The organism is Arthrobacter sp. YN (assembly GCF_002224285.1).
Lineage (GTDB): Bacteria > Actinomycetota > Actinomycetes > Actinomycetales > Micrococcaceae > Arthrobacter.
Window position 1 is genome coordinate 2,699,456 of sequence record NZ_CP022436.1, and the last position, 21,894, is coordinate 2,721,349.

At 62.7% G+C, this 21,894-nt stretch carries 20 protein-coding genes; 12 read left to right on the forward strand and 8 right to left on the reverse strand.

What is annotated here, in order from left to right:
- The first annotated feature begins 6 nt into the window (after positions 1–6).
- From whiA to CGK93_RS12200, 7 genes are all read left to right on the forward strand, one after another.
- Positions 7–987: a DNA-binding protein WhiA gene (gene whiA / locus CGK93_RS12170; RefSeq protein WP_018777554.1), complete on the forward strand. Its 981-nt coding sequence runs from the start codon at positions 7–9 to the stop codon at positions 985–987.
- A 175-nt stretch (positions 988–1,162) separates the two neighbouring features.
- Positions 1,163–1,786, forward strand: coding sequence for a superoxide dismutase (locus tag CGK93_RS12175; protein WP_089595054.1), 624 nt, complete (start codon positions 1,163–1,165; stop codon positions 1,784–1,786).
- Positions 1,787–2,057: 271 nt separating this feature from the next.
- Positions 2,058–3,068 (forward strand): type I glyceraldehyde-3-phosphate dehydrogenase, encoded by a 1,011-nt coding sequence (gene gap, locus CGK93_RS12180; protein ID WP_089595055.1) that lies wholly within the window; start codon positions 2,058–2,060, stop codon positions 3,066–3,068.
- Positions 3,069–3,077: 9 nt separating this feature from the next.
- Positions 3,078–4,304: a phosphoglycerate kinase gene (locus CGK93_RS12185; protein ID WP_089595056.1), complete on the forward strand. Its 1,227-nt coding sequence runs from the start codon at positions 3,078–3,080 to the stop codon at positions 4,302–4,304.
- Between the two features lie 74 nt (positions 4,305–4,378).
- A complete protein-coding gene (gene tpiA, locus CGK93_RS12190) occupies positions 4,379–5,194 on the forward strand; it encodes a triose-phosphate isomerase (RefSeq protein ID WP_089595057.1) in 816 nt (271 codons plus the stop codon).
- Positions 5,195–5,230: 36 nt separating this feature from the next.
- Positions 5,231–5,488 carry a preprotein translocase subunit SecG gene (gene secG / locus CGK93_RS12195; protein ID WP_024821019.1) on the forward strand — a complete coding sequence of 86 codons (258 nt, stop codon included), beginning with the start codon at positions 5,231–5,233 and terminating at the stop codon, positions 5,486–5,488.
- Positions 5,489–5,657: 169 nt separating this feature from the next.
- Positions 5,658–6,053 carry an RNA polymerase-binding protein RbpA gene (locus tag CGK93_RS12200; protein ID WP_089595058.1) on the forward strand — a complete coding sequence of 132 codons (396 nt, stop codon included), beginning with the start codon at positions 5,658–5,660 and terminating at the stop codon, positions 6,051–6,053.
- On the opposite strand, the gene pgl is transcribed toward CGK93_RS12200, so the two are convergent.
- From pgl to tkt, 6 genes are read right to left on the reverse strand one after another with little or no spacing between them, the layout of a single operon-like run.
- Positions 6,006–6,776 (reverse strand): 6-phosphogluconolactonase, encoded by a 771-nt coding sequence (pgl, locus tag CGK93_RS12205; RefSeq protein ID WP_232481308.1) that lies wholly within the window; start codon positions 6,774–6,776, stop codon positions 6,006–6,008. The genes CGK93_RS12200 and pgl overlap by 48 nt on opposite strands.
- Before the next feature lie 37 nt (positions 6,777–6,813).
- Positions 6,814–7,755 carry a glucose-6-phosphate dehydrogenase assembly protein OpcA gene (locus CGK93_RS12210; protein WP_024821021.1) on the reverse strand — a complete coding sequence of 314 codons (942 nt, stop codon included), beginning with the start codon at positions 7,753–7,755 and terminating at the stop codon, positions 6,814–6,816.
- Complete coding sequence (zwf, locus tag CGK93_RS12215; RefSeq protein WP_089595060.1) at positions 7,752–9,308, reverse strand: glucose-6-phosphate dehydrogenase; 1,557 nt, start codon at positions 9,306–9,308, stop codon at positions 7,752–7,754. Before zwf ends, CGK93_RS12210 begins: the two co-directional genes overlap by 4 nt.
- Positions 9,309–9,323: 15 nt before the next feature.
- On the reverse strand, positions 9,324–10,955 hold the full coding sequence (locus CGK93_RS12220; protein ID WP_089595061.1) for a glucose-6-phosphate isomerase: 1,632 nt from the start codon (positions 10,953–10,955) through the stop codon (positions 9,324–9,326).
- Positions 10,956–10,961: 6 nt separating this feature from the next.
- Positions 10,962–12,080: a transaldolase gene (gene tal, locus CGK93_RS12225; protein WP_089595062.1), complete on the reverse strand. Its 1,119-nt coding sequence runs from the start codon at positions 12,078–12,080 to the stop codon at positions 10,962–10,964.
- A 33-nt stretch (positions 12,081–12,113) separates the two neighbouring features.
- Complete coding sequence (gene tkt / locus CGK93_RS12230) at positions 12,114–14,240, reverse strand: transketolase (protein ID WP_232481309.1); 2,127 nt, start codon at positions 14,238–14,240, stop codon at positions 12,114–12,116.
- Between the two features lie 428 nt (positions 14,241–14,668).
- Here tkt and CGK93_RS12235 point away from each other — a divergent pair, with 428 nt between their 5' ends.
- Positions 14,669–15,631: a heme o synthase gene (locus CGK93_RS12235; RefSeq protein WP_089595064.1), complete on the forward strand. Its 963-nt coding sequence runs from the start codon at positions 14,669–14,671 to the stop codon at positions 15,629–15,631.
- A gap of 122 nt (positions 15,632–15,753) precedes the next feature.
- Here the strand turns inward: CGK93_RS12235 and CGK93_RS12240 are convergent, their stop codons facing one another.
- Complete coding sequence (locus CGK93_RS12240; RefSeq protein ID WP_089595065.1) at positions 15,754–16,302, reverse strand: TOPRIM nucleotidyl transferase/hydrolase domain-containing protein; 549 nt, start codon at positions 16,300–16,302, stop codon at positions 15,754–15,756.
- A 213-nt stretch (positions 16,303–16,515) separates the two neighbouring features.
- On the opposite strand from CGK93_RS12240, the gene CGK93_RS12245 reads away from it, so the two are divergent.
- From CGK93_RS12245 to CGK93_RS12260, 4 genes are read left to right on the forward strand one after another with little or no spacing between them, the layout of a single operon-like run.
- Positions 16,516–16,896 carry a peptidase inhibitor family I36 protein gene (locus tag CGK93_RS12245; RefSeq protein ID WP_089595066.1) on the forward strand — a complete coding sequence of 127 codons (381 nt, stop codon included), beginning with the start codon at positions 16,516–16,518 and terminating at the stop codon, positions 16,894–16,896.
- A gap of 2 nt (positions 16,897–16,898) precedes the next feature.
- Positions 16,899–17,804, forward strand: coding sequence for a hypothetical protein (locus tag CGK93_RS12250; RefSeq protein WP_157731784.1), 906 nt, complete (start codon positions 16,899–16,901; stop codon positions 17,802–17,804).
- Positions 17,791–18,960, forward strand: a complete 1,170-nt coding sequence (locus CGK93_RS12255; protein ID WP_157731786.1) for a hypothetical protein — start codon at positions 17,791–17,793, stop codon at positions 18,958–18,960. The genes CGK93_RS12250 and CGK93_RS12255 overlap by 14 nt, the downstream gene beginning before the upstream one ends.
- Positions 18,957–20,924, forward strand: a complete 1,968-nt coding sequence (locus tag CGK93_RS12260) for an ABC transporter ATP-binding protein/permease (protein WP_089595069.1) — start codon at positions 18,957–18,959, stop codon at positions 20,922–20,924. The genes CGK93_RS12255 and CGK93_RS12260 overlap by 4 nt, the downstream gene beginning before the upstream one ends.
- Before the next feature lie 19 nt (positions 20,925–20,943).
- On the opposite strand, the gene CGK93_RS12265 is transcribed toward CGK93_RS12260, so the two are convergent.
- Complete coding sequence (locus CGK93_RS12265; protein ID WP_089595070.1) at positions 20,944–21,888, reverse strand: COX15/CtaA family protein; 945 nt, start codon at positions 21,886–21,888, stop codon at positions 20,944–20,946.
- Positions 21,889–21,894: the final 6 nt, after the last annotated feature.

Sequence of the window (21,894 nt, forward strand, 5' to 3'; positions counted from 1 at the left end):
TACGCGATGGCACTTACTGCGTCGGTCAAGGACGAACTGTCCCGGCTGGACATCAAAAAATCTTCAGTCCGCAAGGCTGAAGTTTCGGCAATGCTCCGCTTCGCGGGCGGCCTGCACATCATTTCGGGCAGGATCGTCATCGAAGCTGAAGTCGACCTCGCTTCCACGGCACGCCGCCTCCGGGCCGCGATCGCGGAAGTTTACGGCCACCAGAGCGAAATCATCGTCGTTTCCGGAGGCGGCCTGCGCCGGGGGAGCCGCTACGTTGTGCGTGTGGTCCGGGACGGCGAGGCACTCGCCCGCCAGACGGGCCTGCTGGACGGGCGCGGCCGCCCAGTGCGCGGGCTGCCCTCGGTGGTGGTCAACGGCTCGGCTGCAGACGCCGAGGCTGTCTGGCGGGGAGCGTTCCTCGCCCACGGTTCGCTCACCGAGCCCGGACGTTCTTCATCTCTGGAAGTTACTTGCCCCGGCCCCGAATCGGCGCTGGCGCTCGTTGGAGCTGCCCGGCGGCTCGGCATCCAGGCCAAGGCCCGTGAGGTGCGTGGAGTGGACCGCGTGGTCATCCGTGACGGAGACACCATTGCTGCCCTCCTGACCCGGATGGGAGCCCATGACGCCCTGATGGTTTGGGAAGAGCGGCGCATGCGCAAGGAAGTCCGGGCTACAGCCAACAGGCTTGCCAACTTTGATGACGCCAACCTGCGCCGTTCCGCCCAGGCAGCAGTGGCCGCGGGTGCCAGGGTGGATCGTGCCCTCGAAATCTTGGGAGACGACGTCCCGGACCACCTCAAGTACGCGGGGGAGCTCCGTGTTGCCCACAAGCAGGCCAGCCTGGATGAACTCGGACGCCTTGCGGATCCGCCCATGACCAAGGACGCCATCGCGGGTCGCATCCGCCGCCTCCTCGCCATGGCGGATAAACGTGCCCTTGACCTGGGCATCCCGGGTACTGAGGCAAATGTGACTCCGGAAATGATGGACGAGTAGTCCGCACCCATAGAATCGAAAATGCGTGGAGGAAATACTGCGAGGCCACCCGGGGTTGTTCCCGATGGAGGCAAGAGCCAAGCTTCTTCGCCAAGGATTTCCGGCCGGCATGCTGGCCGGATGACATAACGAGAGTTACCAACCCGGACGTCAGTCCATTACATTGGAGGATTTCGTGACAGAGTACGTTCTGCCCGAGCTCGGCTACGACTATGCAGCACTCGAGCCGCACATTTCGGCAAAGATCATGGAGCTGCACCACAGCAAGCACCATGCGGCTTACGTTGCAGGCGCCAACAATGCCCTCTCCCAGCTGGCTGATGCCCGCGAGAAGGGTGACTACGCCAACATCAACCGCCTCTCCAAGGACCTCGCGTTCCACACCGGCGGACACATCAACCACTCCGTTTTCTGGAACAACATCTCCCCGGACGGCGGCGACAAGCCCGAAGGTGAGCTCGCAGCAGCCATCGACGACGCTTTTGGTTCGTTCGACGCTTTCCGTGCACAGTTCAGCGCTGCCGCCCTTGGCCTGCAGGGCTCCGGCTGGGCATTCCTGGCGTACGAGCCCATCGGCGGCAACCTGCTCATCGAGCAGCTTTACGATCAGCAGGGCAACGTTGCAGTAGGCACCACGCCGCTGCTGATGCTGGACATGTGGGAGCACGCCTTCTACCTGGACTACGTAAACGTCAAGGCTGACTACGTCAAGGCCTTCTGGAACATCGTCAACTGGGCGGACGTTGCCAAGCGCTTCGAAGCTGCGCGCGCCAACGCCACGGGCCTCATCGTCCTTTAGTTGGTGAGCCCCGGTTCACGCCGATGTAACAAAAGTCACTTTTTGCGTGAATTGGGGCCAAATGCTGGAAAGCCTGCCTCCGCAGTTGCGGGGGCAGGCTTAGTTAAACGTAAGATGGATCACGGAAGGCGGTTAGCCTTCAGCAACGTGGCTGGTCGCCCTCCGATCTGATAATCACCTCTGCCCAAAGACGTGCGGGGTCTGTTAGTTGGAAATAATAAATCCGACTCACTAGGCGTGCTTGCAAGAGCACCAAGGAGATTGACACATAGTGACCACCCGTATTGGTATCAACGGCTTCGGCCGCATCGGCCGTAACTACTTCCGCGCAGCACTGGCCCAGGGCGCTGACCTGGAGATCGTCGCAGTCAACGACCTCACCAGCCCCGAGACCCTCGCCCACCTCCTGAAGTACGACTCCGTCGGTGGACGCCTCGCCCAGACCGTGGAAGTTGTCGATGGAAACCTGGTAGTCGATGGCAAGTCCATCAAGGTCCTGGCTGAGCGCGATCCCGCCAACCTCCCGTGGGGCGAATTGGGCGTTGACATCGTCATTGAGTCCACCGGCTTCTTCACCAAGGCCGCAGCAGCCCAGAAGCACATTGATGCCGGCGCCAAGAAGGTCCTGATCTCGGCACCCGCCAGCGACGAAGACATCACCATCGTCATGGGCGTCAACCACGAGCTTTACGATCCCGCAGCGCACAACATCATCTCCAACGCCTCCTGCACCACCAACTGCCTCGGCCCGCTGGCCAAGGTAGTGAACGACGCCTTCGGCATCGAGCGTGGCCTCATGACCACGGTCCACGCCTACACTGCTGACCAGAACCTGCAGGACGGACCGCACGGCGATCTCCGCCGCGCCCGTGCCGCCGCCATCAACATGGTTCCCACGTCCACCGGCGCAGCCAAGGCAATCGGCCTGGTCCTGCCGGAGCTCAAGGGAAAGCTGGACGGCTACGCCATCCGCGTTCCGGTCCCCACGGGTTCGGCTACGGACCTCACGGTCACCGTCTCCCGCGAAGTAACGGTTGAAGAAGTCAACGCAGCCGTCAAGGCTGCCGCTGAGTCCGAGCAGTTCGCCGGCATCCTCAGCTACACCGATGCTCCCATCGTGTCCTCGGACATCGTCGGGGACCCGGCATCGTCCATCTTCGACTCCGGCCTCACCAAGGTCATCGGCAACCAGGTCAAGGTTGTTTCCTGGTACGACAACGAGTGGGGTTACTCCAACCGCCTCGTAGACCTCACGGAGCTCGTCGCATCCAAGCTGGGCTAGGGTAGACACATGACATCTCACACCCTCAACGAACTCATCGCTGAAGGTGTCCGCGGGCGGCACATTCTGGTCAGAAGTGACCTGAATGTGCCGCTCGACGGCTCTACAGTGACCGACGACGGCCGCATCAAGGCCTCACTTCCGGTCCTCAAGAAGCTCTCGGACGCCGGTGCCCGTGTGCTCGTTACCGCACACCTGGGACGCCCCAAGGGCGCTCCCGAAGACAAGTACTCCCTGAAGCCCGCAGCAGCCCGCCTTGCGGAACTGGCGGACTTCCCGGTACAGCTCGCCGCAGACACGGTGGGGGACTCCGCCAAGGAGCTCTCATCCGGCCTCAACGACGGTGACGTACTCATCCTGGAGAACGTTCGCTTCGATGCCCGCGAAACCAGCAAGGACGACGCCCAGCGCGGCGCCTTTGCCGACGATCTGGTTGCCCTCACGGGCAGCAATGGCGCCTTCGTGGACGATGCCTTTGGCGCTGTCCACCGCAAGCACGCCAGCGTTTATGACGTGGCAACCCGGTTGCCGTCCTACTTGGGCGACCTCGTCCACACCGAGGTAGAGGTTCTCCGGAAGCTCACCACGGACACGCAGCGCCCATACGTCGTGGTTCTTGGTGGGTCCAAGGTCTCGGACAAGCTGGCAGTGATTGAGAACCTCCTGGGCAAAGCTGACACCATCCTTGTTGGCGGCGGCATGCTCTTCACCTTCCTGGCCGCAGCAGGCCATAAGGTTGCCGGAAGCCTTCTCGAGGAGGACCAGATCCCAGTAGTGCAGGACTACCTCCAGCGCGCATCTGCTGCGGGTACCACCTTCGTGATCCCTACCGACGTAGTGGTGGCCAGCCGCTTTGCAGCTGATGCAGACCACGAGGTCGTCAGGGCAGACGCCATTGAGGACAGCGCTTTCGGTGCTTCCGGGATCGGCCTGGACATTGGACCGGAATCTGCTTCCGCGTTCGCCGCCCAGATCGAAGGCGCCAAGACCGTCTTCTGGAACGGCCCCATGGGTGTCTTCGAGTTCGAAGCCTTCTCCAGCGGAACGCGGGCCATTGCCCAGGCGCTGACGGATACGGTTGCCTTCACCGTGGTGGGGGGAGGCGATTCCGCCGCAGCCGTTCGGACCCTTGGGTTCGAGGACTCGCAGTTCGGACACATCTCCACTGGCGGTGGCGCAAGCCTGGAATACCTTGAAGGCAAGGAACTTCCGGGCCTGAGCGTCCTGGACCGCTAAGTACCATCCGGCCGGCAGGACGCCATCGCGTTCTGCCGGCCGTTCCATATTTCAACGCATTCTTTGGAGTTCATGTGACTACCTCTGCCAACGGCAACTTTGTCCGCAAGCCCTTCATCGCCGGCAACTGGAAGATGAACATGGATCATGTCCAGGGCATCACCTTGCTGCAGAAGCTCGCTTGGACGCTGTCCGACGCCAAGCACGACTACAACCGTGCCGAGGTCGCTGTCTTCCCGCCGTTCACGGACCTCCGTGGCGTCCAGACGCTGGTCCAAGGTGACGACCTCGAGGTCGTCTACGGTGGCCAGGACCTCTCGCAGTTCGACTCCGGAGCCTACACCGGTGATATCTCCGGTCAGTTCCTCAGCAAGTTGGGCTGCGCCTACGTCCTGGTGGGCCACAGTGAGCGGCGTACCATCCACAACGAGTCCGACGACGTCCTGAACGCCAAGGTCAAAGCTGGGTTCCGCCACGGCGTCACCCCTGTCCTCTGCGTCGGCGAAGGCCTTGAGATCCGCCAGGCTGGAACGCATGTGGAGCACACCCTCGCCCAACTGCGCGCCGGTGTTGAAGGACTCACGGCTGAGCAGGCTGCGGAACTCGTGGTTGCCTACGAGCCCGTCTGGGCCATCGGCACGGGTGAAGTTGCCGGTCCGGAGGATGCACAGGAAATGTGTGCAGCCATCCGAGCCGAACTTGCCGAACTCTTCGACGAAACCGTCGCAGCAAAAACCCGCCTCCTTTATGGCGGGTCCGTCAAGGCAAACAATGCAGCCGCCATCATGGCCGAAAATGACGTTGACGGATTGCTTGTGGGTGGCGCAAGCCTGGACCCCGCTGAGTTTGCTAACATTGTCAGGTTCGAGAGCCACCTCGTCACGGACTAGTCCGGCTCCCGTTTTCCGCTTCTTCGAAAGGCCGTCGTGGACGTTCTTCAAGTCATTCTGCAGATCTTGCTGGGAATCACCAGTCTTCTGCTGACGCTGCTCATCCTCCTGCACAAGGGACGTGGCGGCGGTTTGTCCGACATGTTCGGTGGCGGAATGAGCTCCGGATTGAGTTCGTCCGGTGTAGCCGAGCGCAACCTGAACCGCTTCACCATCATTCTCGGCATTACGTGGGGAGCTGTCATCATCGGTCTTGGCCTGATCATGCGCTTCACCTCGGGTGGCGACTCCTAGTCACCACCCAACGGATCTATCACAAGAGGAGTGGTTCCTGCCAAGGGACCACTCCTCTTTTTTGTTGGCTACCCATCCCCGGTGCCGTACCTTCGCATTAGAATGACCGTGTTGGCCGAAAGGCCCACAGGCCGTGACGGCCGACCACCGAGTCGCTAGGGGTTCGAAAATGGTTCATGGCACGCCAGGATATCGGGGCACCCGCGTAGGTGTGGCCCAAGGTTCCACTCCGAGAAACCAAAGCGACCATGGCGAGGGAGTGCAGCTGCCGCGAATTCGGGTTCCCTATTGGTGCGCCAAAGGACACGAAACGCGGCTGGTCTTCCTTAAGTTGCCGGACGATCAAATTCCCAGGAACTGGGACTGCCCCAAGTGTGGTCTTCCGGCCTCACGGGATCCCGGCCATCCGGCCTCGGCCCGGCCAGGGGATGAGCTCTTCAAATCGCACCTCGATTACGTTAAAGAGAGACGCTCCAGCCAAGACGCAGAAATTGTCCTGGCTGGAGCGTTGGAGCGGCTACGCGCCCGCGGGGTCCTTCCGGACCAGCTGCTGGGGGACGCGTGACGCTGCGTTCTCGTCGATAAGCCACAGGGTCCGCGCACGGCCTACGGGGCCGGCTGCGGGCACTTGGACCGGGTTGGCACCCGCCAAGGCCAAGCCAACAGCTCCTGCCTTGTCCTCTCCGGCAACAACCATCCAGATCTCCTGCGCGGTGTTGATGGCGGGCATCGTCAAGGAGATGCGCGACGACGGCGGCTTGGGCGAGTTCTCGACACCCACCACCGTGCGCTCCTTCTCACGGACGCCGGCTTGCTCGGGAAAGAGCGACGCCACGTGGGCGTCCGGGCCCACGCCGAGAAGCAGGACATCGAAGCGCGGCAGGATGCCAGGCTCATCGGATCGGTTATCAGACATATCAGCTGCATGCTCGGCCTCGGCTGCCGCCTTGAGTTCCTCGGCATAGGCAGAGGCGGCTTCGTCAGCTGTGGCAAACTGGTCCGTCGCCCCAGGCTCGTGGATCCTGGCAGGATCCACAGCCAGGTGGGCCAGCAGTGCCTGATGCGCTTGACGGGTATTCCTGTCCTCGCTGTCAGCAGCAACGAAGCGTTCATCACCCCACCAAAAGTTAACCTTCGACCAGTCGACGGCCGGTGCTGCAGCCGAATCGGCCACGGCCTTCAGCGTTCCGATACCGACGGTGCCGCCGGTCAGGACCACCGTGGCCTCCCCGTGCTTGTCCTGGACATCCACAAGCTTGGTAATGAGGCGTGCCGCGATGGCGGCCATCAACACCTTGGAGTCGGGATGGATGCTAACTCTTGGCTCAGCGTGCACTTGTCTGGACTCTCCTCTGGCTGGTAAGTGGCAGTCCCATCGTAATCACTTCTCCGAAGACTTCGTCGGGGTCAAGCCGTCGGAGTTCTTCGGCGAGGCAATCTTTCAGGCTGCGCCGGGGGAGAGTGATACGCTGTGCCGGCTGCCCGGGCTGGGTCAGCTCCGCCACGGACAGTCCGGGACGGAAAAGCTGGACGTCGCCGCTTGCACGGGTCAGCCGGACCCGACGAATGCCGGTACCTGCGGGGTCCGCCACAATCGTCACGGGCGCCTCCAGTGCCAGGCTCAGCCACGCGGCCAGCAGCAGGGTGCTGGGGGAGTCCGATGCGCCTTCAACGGCAACGGCTGAGACGGGGTCGCTGTCAACTTGGTCGAAGACAGCGGCGAGTTGCATGCGCCAGTTGGTCAGGCGGGTCCAGGCGAGGTCGGTGTCGCCGGCTTTGTACGTTGCCCGGATGTTTTCCAGTGCCCGGCGGGGGTCGGGTTCATTGGCCGAGTCCGTGATGCGCCGGTGCGCAATCCGGCCGATGGACGTCTCGCAGGCACTCTCCGGGGCTCCGTGCGGCCACCAGGCCACAATCGGGGCATCCGGCAGGAGCAGGGCGGCCACGAGCGATTCGCTCTCGTGGGCCATGTGCCCATGCCCGCGCAGGACGATGACCTCGGACGCGCCGGCGTCACCGCCCACCCTGATCTGCGCGTCAAGACGGTCCGGACCCTCAACGCCTGCATCGGCCAGGACAATGATCCGGCAGGGGTGTTCCCGGCTGGCTTCATTGGCTGCCTCGATGGCTTCCTCTTCCTGCCCGGACTTGGTCACCACTACCAGGGTGAGGACACGGCCCAAGGCGATGACACCGCCTTGTTCACGCAGCGACATGATCTTCTTGGAGATTTTGGAGGTGGTGGTATCGGGAAGATCTACAATCATGGCCTTCTCCAGGTTCGTCCGTCGCGGGCGAGCAGGTCATCGGCCGAGGCCGGTCCCCAACTGCCGGGAGCGTAGGGTTGCGGTTGTTCGTCCAGGCCGGCCCAGTATTCCTCGAACGGGTCCAGGATCTTCCAGGACAATTCCACTTCCTGGTGGCGCGGGAAGAGCGGCGGTTCGCCCAGGAGCACGTCCAGGATCAGGCGTTCGTAGGCTTCGGGGCTGGACTCCGTGAAGGAGTGACCGTAGCCAAAGTCCATGGTGACGTCGCGGACTTCCATCTGCGTGCCCGGGACCTTGGATCCGAATCGGATGGTGGCGCCTTCGTCGGGCTGGACGCGGATCACTACGGCGTTCTGGCCGAAGTCGTCCTCGCCATGGTCGCGGAACAACAGATTCGGTGCGCGCTTGAACACCACGGCAATTTCGGTGACGCGACGTCCCAGGCGCTTACCGGCGCGCAGGTAGAACGGAACACCATTCCAGCGGCGGGTGTTGATGTCCACACGGATCGCAGCGAACGTCTCGGTCTTCGAATCGGCAGGGATGCCATCCTCGTCCAAATACCCGAGGACCTCCTCGCCGCCCTGCCAACCACCGGTGAACTGACCACGCGCCGAATGGGTTGACAGGTCATCGGGCAGCTTGACTGCCGCGAGGACCTTTTCCTTCTCCGCCCGCAAATCATCGGCATTGAAGGAAATGGGCTCCTCCATGGCCGTCAACGCCAGCAACTGGAGCAGGTGGTTCTGGATGACGTCGCGGGCAGCACCCACGCCGTCGTAATACCCTGCACGACCGCCGGTGCCGATGTCCTCCGCCATGGTGATCTGGACATGGTCCACGTAGTTGGCGTTCCAGAGCGGTTCAAATAATTGGTTCGCGAAACGCAGGGCCAGGATGTTTTGCACCGTCTCCTTGCCCAGGTAGTGGTCAATCCTGAACACGGCATCGGCCGGAAACACCGACTCGACGATGTCGTTCAGCTGACGGGCGGATTCAAGGTCATGCCCAAACGGCTTCTCGATCACCACACGGCGCCATTGGCCAGGCTTGGCTTGGGCAAGGCCGTGCTTGGACAGCTGGCGGCAGACCTGCTCAAAGGCTTTGGGCGGGATGGACAGGTAGAACCCGTGGTTCCCGCGGGTACCACGGGTCTCATCCAGCTCATCGAGGACATCACCGAGGCGCTCAAAAGCGTCGTCGTCGTCGAACTCGCCCTGGACAAAGCGAATACCCGAAGCCAACTGCTCCCACACGGCTTCATCGAACTTGGTCCGGGCATGGGCCTTGACGTTTTCCTTGACCTCGGCCGCGAAGTCAGCGTTGTCCCAGTCACGGCGGCCGAAACCGACCAGCGCGAAGCTGGGAGGCAGCAAACCACGGTTGGCGAGGTCATAGACCGCCGGCATGAGTTTCTTACGGGCGAGGTCGCCGGTGACTCCGAAGAACACCAACGACGACGGCCCGGCGATGCGGTTCAGGCGCCGGTCCCGCGGATCCCGCAAAGGATTCCGCAGACCGGCGTTTTTCCTGCCGTTTTCAGTTTCTGGCATGTTTGGTTCTGTGCCTTAGCTTTCGAGTGCGCTGGCCTGGTCGGCCAACGCAGCGACGACTTCCTGGAGTTGGGCCACGCCGGCAGCACGCTCGGTGAGGTGCAGGCGCAATACAGGGCGGCCATGGCCTTCCAGGACCTGGGCGTCGCCCGAGGCCTGGGCGGCAATGAGCTGGCCGAAAGTGAAGGGCCGCTCCGGGATGTCCAGATCGGTGGAGGATGATGCAGTGACCTGCAGGAACACTCCGATGGCCGGTCCACCCTTGTGGAACTGGCCCGTGGAGTGAAGGAACCGCGGACCCCAACCGAACGTCACAGGACGCCCGCTGACGGCTGCGAGTTCATCGCGGATTCCTTCAAGGGGCGCGTGGGTAATGCGGTCGAGGTAGGCCTGGACGCTCAAGTAGCCATCCGTGCCGAGCTGGCTGAGCAGTGCCTGCACAGCTTCGCTTGCCGTTGAGGCGTTACCGAGCCATTCTCCTCCGCGTACTTCCACAGCCCCGTCTGTGAAGGCCGCCGGGGTGGGTTCGGGACGGGCATCCAGTAAGCCGCGCGCTGCCACCTTGGCGGCCTCGACGTCGGGCTGGTCAAACGGATTGATGCCCAGCAGGCGACCCGCCACGGCGGTTGCGAACTCCCAGACAAACATCTGCGAGGCCAACCCACCGGCGATGGCAACCTCGTTCCCACGAAGCTCGACGTCGGCATCCGCACTGACCAGCCGCACCACCAGGACGTCGTCGGCACCGTTCAGGGCCTCCGGGGAATCCGGACCGGCAACGACCGGCAGGACACCCGTGCCCAGCTTGCCGGTGGATTCCGCAATAAGCTGTTCAGCCCAATCAGCGAAACCGACAATGCCTGAACCGTCTTCGGCGATGACGACCTTGTTGCGCAGCGGGCTGGTACCACCCAAAGCTATGCCCAGTGCCAGGCCGATGTTGTCAGTGGAGTCCTCGTTGAGGATCTCCGCAGCTTCCTCTGCCTCATCCAGGAAAGCCTGGATGTCCACACCGGCAAGCCCACAAGGGACCAGGCCGAACGCAGTCAGTGCAGAGAAGCGGCCTCCCACGTTGGGGTCGGCGTTGAACACCGCACGGTAGCCTGCCTCGCGCGAAGCCTTATCCAGGGGCGACCCCGGATCCGTGACGATGATGATGCGGCTCGCAGCGTCGATGCCGGCGTCGTTGAACGCCTGCTCGAAAACACGGCGCTGGGAGTCGGTCTCAACGGTGGAGCCGGACTTGGAGGAAACGACGATTGCCGATTCCGCCAGCCGCTCCGCCAGGGCAGCACTGACCTGTTCAGGGTCAGTGCTGTCCAGCACGGTCAGCTCGACGCCGGCAGTACCGGCAATGACCTCGGGAGCCAGCGAAGACCCACCCATGCCACACAGGACAATGCGGGTAACTCCTTCGGCGCGAAGGGCGTCACGAAGTTCCAGAATGTCGCCGACCAAGGCCTGGGATACTGTGGCGGCCTCTACCCAGCCGAGGCGGATCGCGGACTCGGACTCCGCGTCAGGACCCCACAGAGTGTGGTCCTTGGCGAAAATCCGCGTGGCGATCCTGTCCTCGACCAAGCTGTCAATGTGCTGGGCGATGGCCTGCTGCGCGGCACCGCTGGCGTCGTAGCTGATTGTGCTCATGGTGGGTTAGGAAGCCTTCCGTGCGGTGGCGAGGGCGCCTTCGACGTCGGCGAGGAGTTCCTTCCAGGAGCCTACGAACTTCTCAAGACCTTCGGTCTCAAGGAGGGTGACGACGTCGTTGTAGGAAACGCCGAGGGCTTCGAGTGCGTTGAGGGTCTCGTTTGCCTCGTCGTAGGTGCCGGTGATGGTGTCACCGGTCACAACACCGTGATCGAAGGTGGCGTCGAGCGTCTTCTCCGGCATGGTGTTGACCACGCCGGCTGCCACGAGTTCGGTCACGTACAGGGTGTCCGGGTACGCCGGGTCCTTGACGCCGGTGGAGGCCCACAGCGGACGCTGGGGGAGTGCGCCGGCTTCTGCCAGCACTGCCCAGCGCTCGGTGGAGAAGAGCTCTTCGTAGACCTGGTAGGCCAAGCGTGCGTTAGCGACGCCGGCCTTGCCCTTGAGTGCCTTGGCCTCATCGGTGCCGATGGCGTCGAGGCGCTTGTCGATCTCGGAGTCAACGCGGGACACGAAGAACGAAGCCACAGAGTGGATCTTGGAGAGGTCGTGGCCGTTCTCCTTGGCCTGCTCAAGGCCGGACTGGAAGGCGTTGATGACGGCGCGGTAGCGCTCCAGGGAGAAGATCAGGGTCACGTTGACGCTGATGCCCTCGGCCAGGGTAGCCGTGATTGCTTCGAGGCCTTCCAGGGTTGCGGGGATCTTGATGTGGACGTTGTCCTTGTTGACCTTGGCGTAGAGGTGCTTGGCCTCGGCGATGGTTCCGGCGGTGTCCCAGGCAAGGCGGGGGTCAACCTCGATGGAGACGCGGCCGTCCACACCGTTGGTGGCGGCGGCTACCGGTGCGAAGAGATCGCAGGCGTCAGCGACGTCCGTGGTGGTGATTTCGAAGATGGTTTCTTCGACGCTTGCGCCGGCCGCGGCCTGCGCTGCGATGGTGGCGTCGTAGTCCGTGCCGGCGGTGATGGCGGCGTGGAAGATGGACGGGTTGGTGGTTACACCAACCACGTTCTTCTCGTCGATGAGCTTCTGCAGGGTGCCTGTGTCCAGGCGGGTGCGGGAGAGGTCATCCAGCCAGATGGAAACGCCGGCGTCGGAGAGCTGCTGCGTGGGAATGCTGGTCATGTGTTTTTCTCCTTGTGAGAGGGAAGCAGACTGTTATGCGTTGGAGTCTGCGAGGGAGTCTTTGGCAGCGGCAGCAACGGCGTCGGCGGTGATGCCGAACTCGTTGAAGAGCCGCTTGTAGTCAGCCGAAGCGCCGAAGTGCTCCAGGGAGATGGAGCGACCGGCGTCACCGACGAATTCGCGCCAGCCCAGTGCCAGGCCTGCCTCAACGGAAACCCGGGCCTTCACGGATGCCGGGAGAACCGACTCGCGGTAGGCCTCGTCCTGTTTGTTGAACCACTCAACGCACGGCATGGACACAACACGGGCGGCGATTCCTTCAGCCTGGAGGGCTTCGCGGGCCTGCACGGCGAGCTGGACTTCCGAGCCGGTGCCGATCAGGATGACCTGCGGGTCAACGGTTTCGCCGTCCTTGGAAGCTTCGGCCAGCACGTAGCCGCCCTTGGCAACACCTGCGGTGGAACCGAACGTGTCGCCGGTTGCTTCGCCTTCGCCGCGGGCGTAGGTGGGGATGTTCTGACGGGTCAGGACGATTCCGGCCGGGTTCTCGTGGTTCTCCAGCATGACCTTCCATGCCGCGGAGACCTCGTTCGCGTCGCCGGGGCGGACAACGTCCAGGCCCGGGATGGCGCGCAGTGAGGCGAGCTGCTCCACCGGCTGGTGGGTGGGGCCGTCTTCGCCCAGGCCGATGGAGTCGTGCGTCCATACGTACAGGGACGGAACACCCATCAGCGCCCCGAGGCGGATGGCCGGGCGCTGGTAGTCGCTGAAGATCAAGAACGTTCCGGAGAAAGCGCGGGTGCGGCCGTGCAGGGAAATGCCGTTCACGATCGACGCGGCAGCGTGCTCACGGATACCGAAGTGCAGTACACGTCCGTACGGGTTGCCCTTCCAGGCGTCCGTGGAGCGTGAGGTCGGGATGAACGACGGCGAGCCTTCGATGGTGGTGTTGTTGGACTCCGCGAGGTCGGCAGAACCGCCCCACAGCTCCGGCAGGACCGGGCCGATGGCGTTCAGGACCTTGCCCGAAGCCGCGCGGGTGGAAACGTCCTTGCCTGCTTCGAACACGGGAAGCGCAGCATCGATGCCCACGGGGAGCTTCTTCGCTTCAACGCGTTCCAGCAGGGCGGCGGCGTCCGGGTTGGCGGACTGCCATGCCTCGAACGAGCTCTGCCAGGCAGCGCGTGACTCTGCACCGCGGTCCAGGACCTTGCGGGCGTGTGCCAGGACTTCTTCGTCAACATCGAAGGACTTGGCAGGATCGAAGCCGAGCACGCTTTTCAGAGCCGCGACTTCCTCGGCACCCAGGGCGGAACCGTGGATCTTGCCGGTGTTCTGCTTCTTCGGCGCCGGGTACCCGATGATGGTGCGCAGCGAGATGATGGACGGCTTGTTCGTCTCTGCCTTCGCAGCGAGCAGTGCTGCGTAGAGCTCCTGGACGTCTTCGACGTAGTCGCCGGTCTTGGTCCAATCAACGCGCTGGGTGTGCCAGCCGTAGGCCTCGTAGCGCTTGAGGACGTCTTCGGTGAAGGCGATGTCGGTGTCGTCTTCGATGGAGATGTGGTTCTCGTCGTAGATCACTACGAGGTTGCCCAGTTCCTGGTGGCCGGCGAGCGAGGACGCCTCGGAGGTCACACCTTCCTGGAGATCGCCGTCGGAGGCGATGACCCAGATGGTGTGGTCGAACGGCGATTCGCCGGCGGGAGCATCGGCGTCGAACAGGCCGCGTTGGCGACGCTGGGAGTACGCGAAACCAACAGCCGAGGCCAGGCCCTGGCCCAGCGGGCCGGTGGTGATTTCCACGCCGGCGGTGTGCTTGTACTCGGGGTGGCCCGGGGTCAGTGAACCCCAGGTGCGGAGCGCCTCAAGGTCCTTCAGTTCCAGGCCGTAGCCGGACAGGAACAACTGGATGTACAGGGTCAACGACGTGTGGCCGGGGGACAGGACAAACCGGTCCCGGCCAAGCCAGTCCGGGTTCTTCGGGTCATGGCGCATCAGCTTCTGGAACAGCAAGTATGCTGCCGGAGCCAAGCTCATCGCCGTACCCGGGTGGCCGTTGCCGACCTTCTCCACGGCGTCTGCGGCCAACACGCGAACGGTGTCAACTGCCTTCTTGTCCAGATCGGTCCATGACAGTTCTTGCTCTTCCAAATGTGGCACGAAAACCGAGCCCCTCTCTGTGCTGACGGCAGGCGTATGGACACGGCACGCAGGAAGCACAGGATGGCGCCCGCTGCAATGTGTCTACCAGCCGTTCACCATTGAAACGTTGATCTCTCATCCAGACGCACGGATACCCGAGAATACGGTTTCCCGGATCGTCAACGTGTGCTGATCTGCTCAACAGCTTAGCCCTAAACGTGTCACGGAACTCAGGGAATCCCACTAACTGGACAGAAATTCCCTTATATGAATCACGATGGCCCGGAAGCGGAGTGAAGATTCGGAAACATTGACGAATTTTGCGGACATTGGGCCACTTCCGGCCACGGTATGATATTTGGAGGCCACCAGCGGTTCATGCGCCCGTGTCAGCTTTCGAAGACCGGGACGGCAGCCGTTGCGAGAACCCCAGAGCATAGAACAGAGTGACTGCCGCCGTGAGCACAACTGATACGCCCCTCAACGCGTCCCCGGCCCGGGGAAGCATCGGAATTTCCCGTAAGTTCAAGGCGTATCTGGCACTCACCAAACCCCGGGTCATCGAACTCCTCCTGGTCAGCACCCTGCCCACCATGATCTTCGCCCAGCGTGGCTTCCCCTCCATCGGCCTGATCCTGGCCACCCTCGTCGGCGGAGCGTTTGCAGCCGGCAGCGCCGGCGTCTTCAACTGCTACATCGACCGCGACATCGACAAACTGATGCACCGCACCGAGAAGCGTCCCTTGGTCACGGGTGAAGTGACGCCGCGCGAGGCCCTGGTCTTCGCCTGGATCCTTGGTGCAGCGTCGATCGCCATCCTGTGGTTCGGCGCCAATCCTCTGTCCGCATGGCTTGGGCTCGGCGCCATCGTCTTCTATGTGGTCATTTACACCATGATCCTGAAGCGCCGCACGGCCCAGAATATTGTGTGGGGCGGAGCAGCCGGGTGCTTCCCCGTGCTGATCGCCTGGGCCGCTGTCACCAACACGGTGGAGTGGCCGGCAATCGTGCTCTTCATGGTGATCTTCCTGTGGACGCCCCCGCACTACTGGCCCCTGTCCATGCGCTACGGCGAGGATTACCGCAACGCCAAGGTGCCCATGCTCGGTGCCATCGCCGGAGCCAAGGTGGTATCGGTACAGGTTGTCCTCTACGCCTGGGCCATGGTTGCCTGTTCACTCTTGATGGTGCCCGTTGGCGGTGCCGGCTGGGTTTACACGATCGTCGCCGTTGCCGCCGGTGCTTGGTTCCTCTACGAGAGCCACGCACTGTACAAGCGTGCACAGGGTGGCGACGTCTCCAACAAGGGCGCCATGAAGGTCTTCCACGGCTCCATCAGCTACCTGACGCTTCTCTTCATCGCACTGGCCGTTGACCCGTTCATTGGCTCAGCGATCGTCGGCGGCTAAGTTCCGCACTTCGTCAAGAAACAACGTTCGACGCCGGTGCCCGCCAGAGTGCCGGCGTCGCGCTTTTCCCTCACACCACCTGACGCTCGCTCACGTCCCAAGCGCTTGATCCCAACGCTCGCTCACGTCCCAAAAGACGCAACCAAGTGGGCCAGCGGGGGAGGTGCCTTGCCAGCGGGCAGCGCAGAGACCAGCAGGGGAGCGTAGCGAATCTTGTTGCCACTCCGGCCCCCGAAGAACCGCCGTAATTGGACTTCCACGGACCGGTGCCGCAGTGAGGGCTGGCGTTGGAGGAGCTTAAACGAGGCCAGCTCGCCTTGAGCCCTGATGACGTCGAGCACTGCGTCGATTCCCAGGCATCGGATAAGTTCATCCTCCAGATCGGTGTTACAAACCTGGAACCCGCGCTCTTCCAACGGCCCGGATCCCACACCAGCATGCAGGAGTGCCCTGGCAATGACTTTGGACTCGCCTGCATCACAAAGCCCAAGTAATCGGTGGTCGGCTCCTTTCGGGCCGTAGCGCTCGAGGTAGTGGACGATACTCGTGGCGCCACCCATCGGGATGATTTGCACACGTTCTGCGGCCAAGTCGTGGTCACATCGAAAGGCCAGGGCTTCTACGGCCGACCTGTCGCTTTCACCCTCGACCAACACAGTTGTCGCCTGCATAGGACAAGTATGTCGGACGCGGCAGCGGAGGGCTTTGACGCGCTTCTATACCTAGAGTTCTCATGGCAGCACCTAGTTTCGCCCTTCCGGGCACCTATTTCTTGCCCAAATGCCACCTAGTTTGCGGAAAAGTCGTCTAGGTGGTGCCGTGCGCACCCTAGTGTTCGAGATGGAACAGAGCCGTTCCACACCGCACGAGCATTGGGGAAAACAATGAAAGCGCTCCTCCGTACTGCAGGAATCGTGACCATCGCGTCGGCTTCAGTTTTGACCGGAGTGACAGCCGCGCAAGCAGCGCCGGCCTGCTCCACAGCCAGGGTCTGCCTCTACGACAACTACTGGTTCACCGGAACGCAGCGGACCTACAACTGGGTCGCATCGTACGTGGGCGACGCGGCAAACGATAAAGCCAGCTCCATCGTCATAGGCCCGGCTGCGAACGTTCAATCGCCGTACGTGTATCTCTACAGGGACCTCAATTACTCCGGGCATGCAGTGATCTTCCGTGGTGGCAACGCAGTTAACGATCTTCGGGGTGTGTCAATGTATGCCGGTGTGAACTGGGACGACGAGATCTCAAGCATTTGGGGTTAGCCTTGCGATCTCCCGTTCTTCGGTCCACCGTGAAGGTCGCCGCGTTGCTTGCAGGGATCGCGATGGCCGGCGCGGCCTGTTCCGGCCCGCCGGCATCGTCGCCCGTTGAATCCATGGCCACTAGCCTGCCCGCCATCGATCGCTCTGCCGGCACCGGGGCCAAGGCGTCCCTCAACGAAGCGAACGGCGAGGTGATTCTTCCCATGAGTGCCTACTGGTACTCGGACCGTGAGAACGTGATCGTAAATTCGGCGGTCGCCTTCCTCATCTACGACTGTGTGGAAGACGCCGGGTTCACGGTGGCGCCGTGGGGCGGCGGAGGCAAGGCCCTGCAGGACTACAGGTTCGGTCAATGGTCCCGTGCTTTAGCAGCCAGGAACGGTGCCATGCCGGAGATACGTGAGGTGCCAGGGGTGCTCGACGAGCAACCGGAGCGCCCGCCCCTCAGCGCCAGGCACCAAGCGCAGGAAGTGAAGTGCACCAACTCTGTGGGGCGGGCAGGCTTGCCCGAACTCCTGGAGGGGCTGGCCGGAGACACATCCCTCCCACACCGGATCACCCGTAACGCCGTGGCGCTGACGGAGCACGATTCCGACTACGTTGCTTTCCGGAAGAGCTGGGAGGACTGTGTGGCCGGCAAGGGCCTGAAGGTCGCGGAGGAGGGTTCCTGGAATCTGTCATCGAGCGGCTCCAAGGAAGACGAGATCCGAGTCGCCTTGCTGGACCTTGATTGTAAAGAGGCCAGCGGCGGGGCCAGGAAACCCTATGACATTCTCGCTGAGTACCAGGCAGCACAGATGAAGGACCACCAAGCCGAGCTGAACGCCTTGGCAGAAGAGAAGACGGCCGCCGTGGAGCGAGCCAAACAAATACTGCGGGACCATGGCGTGGCTGATGCAAGACTCTGAGTCAATGCTGATTCGCCGCGGCATGCGGCGTGTTCCGCGATGGTGGCTGATGCCTGTCGCCGTGCTCATTGTCCTTGGAGGTTTGGGCATAACCTATTGGGCCGGGGCTTCCAGCACGGCCGGGATGGAGCCAGTGCCACCCGCGCCCGGGGTGGTTCCTGTTTCGGCAACGGTGGAGCGCCGCGCGGTGGCCAAACAGGTGGTTCTTTCAGGAAAAGTCATAGCAGGAGCCCAGTCCGCACTGCAGGCAAGCCCGGCCGAAGGTGTGGACAGGCTGGTAGTGACGGCGGTGGCCAAAGAGGCTGGGAGCATCGTCGTGCCCGGTGAACTGCTGGCGGTCGTCTCCGGCAGGCCCCTGCTGATACTGCCCAGCAGTGTGCCCTTGTACCGTGACATCATCCATGGGGAGTCGGGACCTGACGTCATAGCCCTTCAAGCGGCTTTGGCGACGTTTGGTTTTGCATGCACCACAACAGGAACCTTTGACCTGGATACTCAACAGGCACTGGAATCGTGGTACAAAGCCACAGGGTTCAAAGCCCCCACCGCGCCCGCTCAACTGCCTCAGGAGGACGCTGGAAAGGCAGCACCAAAGGCTGCCTCGTCCGACGTCATGTTTCGTTGGCGGGAATTCGTGCAGGTCCCCGGCGACACCGGGACAATTGCATCCCTGGCTGGCCCAGGGGCCCTGCTGGCAGAGGATGGGATCGTAGCCCGCATAAGAGTTGCCGACGATTCGATAGTTGCGCGGGCCGACGTTGTCCAGTCCGAGAGTTTTGCGGTGGGCACGCCCGTTAAGGTCAGGGCCGGCTCTACGGTCCTGGACACCACAGTGGCGAATATCAGCGGCTTCCTGGAGGGTGACTCAAGCACGAACGAAATCCCTGGAAAAGACATCACGGTGGCAATCCCCCCAGGGTCACCGGGATTCCCCGCGGACCAATCAGTCACTGTAACTGCAGGCAGCGCAACTGCAGAGTCCCTCGCCGTTCCCCTGATAGCGATTCGCCAGGATCGTGGGACACCGTACCTCTTGATTGAGGGGAACGACGAGCCCCGCCGCCTTGAGGTGAAGGTCACTGCACAGGCGGATGGTTGGGCGGCGATCGCTGATGTGGACGGCCTGGTTGTTGGGGATCAGGTGAAGCTCCAATGAGCGTACTGGTGCACACCCACGAATCAGCAGGGCCTGAACTGCCCCTGCCTGTCCTTAGCCTGCGAGGCGTAAACCGGGGATTTCCCGGAACGAAGGCACTGGTGGACGTGGATCTCGATATTCGCGAGGGGGAGTTCGTCGCGATAGTGGGTCCCTCCGGTTCGGGGAAGTCCACGCTCCTCAACGTCCTGGGCCTGCTGGACACACCAACATCAGGCACATATCGCATCAGGGGTACGGACGTCGCCGAGTTTGACGAGAGGCAGCGGGCAGATCGGCGGGCCGAAGTGTTTGGCTTCGTCTTCCAGGAATCACATATGGTGGGCCGGGACGCCGCCGCCCGCAACGCTGTGTTGGGGCTTCGTGCACGAGGCATCGGGTTTGCGATTCAAAAACAACTGGCCATGCCTGCTCTTCACAAGTTTGGGCTTGGGCATAGGGCAGCAACCCCGGCGTCACTCTTGTCCGGGGGTGAACGGCAACGCCTGGCCATCGCCAGGGCAGTGATCGGAGCACCGAAGGTAGTCCTCGCGGACGAGCCCACAGGCAGCCTGGACACAGAGAATGGCAAAATCGTCATCCGCCATCTGCGTGGACTGAGTGATGCCGGCACCACGGTGGCCATGGTGACCCACGATCCGGACATTGCGGCCGCCGCGGACCGGATTATCACGATGCGCGACGGAGCGATCGTCAAGGACTCAGGCCACAGCGGGGGAGCCGATACCCTTCCCGGAACATCAGTTGCAGGTCCGGGAAGCAATGAACCCACCTTCGTTCGGCGCCGGCGCCACGAAGCCATTGACGTCGTTGCCGACGCGCTGTCTGCGCTGACGGTTCGTCCGTCCAAGGCCCTTTTGCTGATCATGGCATTCCTCCTTGGCAGTGGAGGGTTGGTAGCGGCCATCGGACTGAGCGAGAGCGCTTCCGTGAAGGTGTCCGCCCGGATCGACGCAGCCGCCAGCGATGAAGTCAGGGTGACACGCGAGGCTGGTTATTCATCATGGGAAGCCGTCACAAGGGATCTCAAGGCATCCGTGAGACTCTCTGGCGTGCACGATGCCGGAGTCGTCGCCGAGCTCTCGTCGTCGGTGGTGCAGCCATCAACCTTCCGGCCCGCATCCTTTCCTGAACAACCCGCCTTCAACGGAGCCGTCCGGATCATCGACTCAGCGTACCTTCGACTCCAAGGGGCAACCGTGTCCTATGGTGACGCTGCCTTGCTGGATCACTCATTTGGAGGGCCTGTCGCCATCCTGGGCCAGGATGCCGCCCAAGAGTTGGGAATCGCCAAGCCAGGTCCCGGCGTCGTGGTGTGGCTGTATGGCCAGGCGGTCCCGGTGGTGGGGATCATTGACGAGCCGGGCCGTGACCCAGTACTGCCATCAGCGGTGATGGTGGGTGTTGGTTCTTACGCTTTGACCGGCAACGTGGCAGCCAGCCTGGTCCTTCGTACGAGTCCGGGGATGCCGGCAGCCATAGCAGAGGCCTTGCCAAAAGCACTCAACCCTGCTGAACCCGGGACCGTGGAAGTACAGACGGTGGCCGACCTCCGGGAGCTCAAACAAGGGATCAATACGGACCTCGGCAGGCTGGTGGCCATTGTCTCCGTCATCCTGCTCGCCATGGCCTGCCTCAGCGCCGGAACCACCATGTACTTGGGCGTGCTGGCTAGATCAAGCGAGATTGCACTGCGACTGGCCCTGGGCATGCGACGAGGAGTGCTGGCCTCGATGTTCCTCACCGAAGGTGCCGTGGTGGGAGCATTGGGCGGGGCAGCAGGCGCAGCCGCCGGAATGGGCGCCGTCCTGGCTTACGCATCCAGTGAAGGCTGGGCTGCAGTGATTCCTTGGTACGCATCGATGTGGGGCATGGGGGCTGGACTTGCCAGCGGTACCCTGTCGGCCGTATATCCGGCAATGCTGGCCATGCGGTCCAACCCGGCGCACCTGATCCGGGCGTAGGAGAGGCGCAGGAGAACGGTTATCGGACCGGGCTGTGCTTCGCAAGGTCGGCGGCATTGGTGGCGGCACTCATGAGGACGGCTGCCCCGAACATGTGCGCACCGACCAGGAGAGCCGGAATTCCGTTGTAGTACTGGGTGAAGCCGATAACAGCCTGCAGCAGCGTCACACCGAGCAGCAGGTATGTCGCTGTCCGGAAGGGACCGGTGATCTTGTGACGGACCACCAGGTACACCGCGAACAGCGTTCCGGCCGTGATCAGGTAAGCGGGGACGGCGTGGATGTGGGAGAAGAGGTCCCAGTCGAGGTCGTTCCGGGGTGCGTCAGCGTCTCCAGCATGGGGGCCGGCACCAGTGACCACGACACCCAGCATCACCGATACTGCCGAGAAAACAGCAACGGCCAGCATCACAGGGCGAGCCATGGCGGGGAGCGCCGGCAGGATCCGGTTCATGTAGCCACCGGTACGGCCGTAGGCCCGGTTGACCAGCAGCGTGGCGAAGACCACCAAAGCCATGGAAACCAGGAAGTGCAGGCCCACCACCCATGGGTTGAGGCCGGACAAAACAGTGATGCCGCCGATGATTGCCTGGGCCGGGATGCTTGCCAGCAGGCCCAGGGCAAGGATGAACAGGTCGCGGCGTTCTTTGCGGAGGTTCCACAAGTACACCAGCATGAGCGCGGCAACGGCTGCGAGGGCGAAGGTCAGCAGTCGGTTACCGAATTCGATGAACCCGTGGATACCCATTTCCGGTGTATTTACCAGCGAGTCATTGGTGCATCGCGGCCACGTGGGGCAGCCCAGCCCGGAAGCGGTAAGGCGGACGGCACCTCCGGTCACCACGAGGACTGTCTGCCCGATGAGTGACAGCAAAGCCAAGCGACGGACGGCCCTGTTTACCTCGGTAGGCAACTTGGACGTGAACCGCTGAATGGTTTTGGGAAGGCGCGATGCCGTGCTCACAGTTTT